This window comes from Acinetobacter sp. CFCC 11171, from assembly GCF_003268405.1.
Taxonomy (GTDB): Bacteria; Pseudomonadota; Gammaproteobacteria; order Pseudomonadales; family Moraxellaceae; genus Acinetobacter; species Acinetobacter amyesii.
The window spans coordinates 1-1212 of sequence record NZ_LQXP01000091.1; the positions used below are offsets into that span (position 1 = coordinate 1).

Consider the following 1212-nt stretch of genomic DNA (forward strand, 5'->3'; position numbering starts at 1 on the left):
TGGTTTACCGTTAACATCAATATAAGGAATATAAAATGAAAGCAGCTCGTTTTTATGACCGAGGGGATATTCGAATTGAAGATATCCCTGAACCGAAAGTACTTCCAGGCACAGTTGGAATTCAAGTTGCGTGGTGTGGTATTTGCGGTACAGATTTACATGAATTCATGGAAGGTCCTATTTTTATTCCACCTTGTGGTCACCCACACCCAATTTCGGGAGAATCTGCACCTGTAACAATGGGACATGAATTTTCAGGCGTGGTTTATGCAGTTGGAGAGGGTGTAGATGATATCCAAATTGGGCAACATGTCGTAGTTGAACCCTACATCATTGCTGACGATGTGCCGACTGGCCCCAATGATAAGTATCATTTATCAAAAAATATGAACTTTATTGGTTTAGGCGGACGCGGTGGTGGTCTTTCTGAAAAAATTGCAGTTCAGCGGCGTTGGGTACATCCTATTTCAAATGATATTCCTTTAGACCAAGCAGCATTGATAGAACCTTTATCTGTCGGTCATCATGCCTATGTCAGAAGTGGCGCAAAAGCTGGCGATATCGCACTGGTTGGTGGAGCAGGCCCAATAGGCTTACTTTTATCTGCTATTTTAAAGGCTAAAGGTCTCACGGTCATCATTACTGAACTGAGTGCAAAACGTAAAGAAAAAGCGATAGAAGCGGGTGTTGCCGATTATGTACTAGACCCATCTAAGGTTGATGTAGTTGCTGAGGTAATGAAAATTACAGAAGACCGCGGTGTAGATGTCGCTTTTGAATGTAGTAGTGTCAATAAAGTCATGGATACACTCGTTGCAGCAATGAAACCAACTGGTGTAGTCGTTATCGTTTCTATTTGGAGCCATCCTGCCACAATTAATGTGCATAGTGTGGTGATGAAAGAGCTAGATATTCGTGGCACGATTGCTTATGTAAATGATCATCAGGAAACTATCCGTTTGGTTGAGCAAGGTAAGATTAATCTAGAACCTTTTATTACCCAACGGATTGCATTAGATGATCTTGTTTCTAAAGGCTTTGAAACATTGATTCATAATAATGAGTCTGCTGTAAAAATTATTGTTCATCCGTAGTAACGCCTAATTTGAACGACTAATTTGAATAAACTAGAAATAAACTCTATGTAGCTATTTCTAATATCTTTATAGATAGGGAATGAGTCTGTACGTACAGATTCATTCTCAAATTTAC

General features: G+C 39.8%; 1 protein-coding gene. It reads left to right on the forward strand.

The genetic code is table 11. The features are described 5' to 3' along the window. The first annotated feature begins 35 nt into the window (after window positions 1–35). The gene (locus tag AVJ20_RS17940) at window positions 36–1094 is read left to right on the forward strand and encodes a 2,3-butanediol dehydrogenase (RefSeq protein WP_004281883.1); all 1059 of its coding nucleotides are present in this window, start codon (window positions 36–38) and stop codon (window positions 1092–1094) included. Window positions 1095–1212 lie beyond the last annotated feature (118 nt).

Excerpts from the sequence above, each read along its gene's own strand:
- AVJ20_RS17940 (WP_004281883.1), top strand. The coding sequence starts at position 36 with ATGAAAGCAGCTCGTTTTTATGACCGAGGGGATATTCGAATTGAAGAT.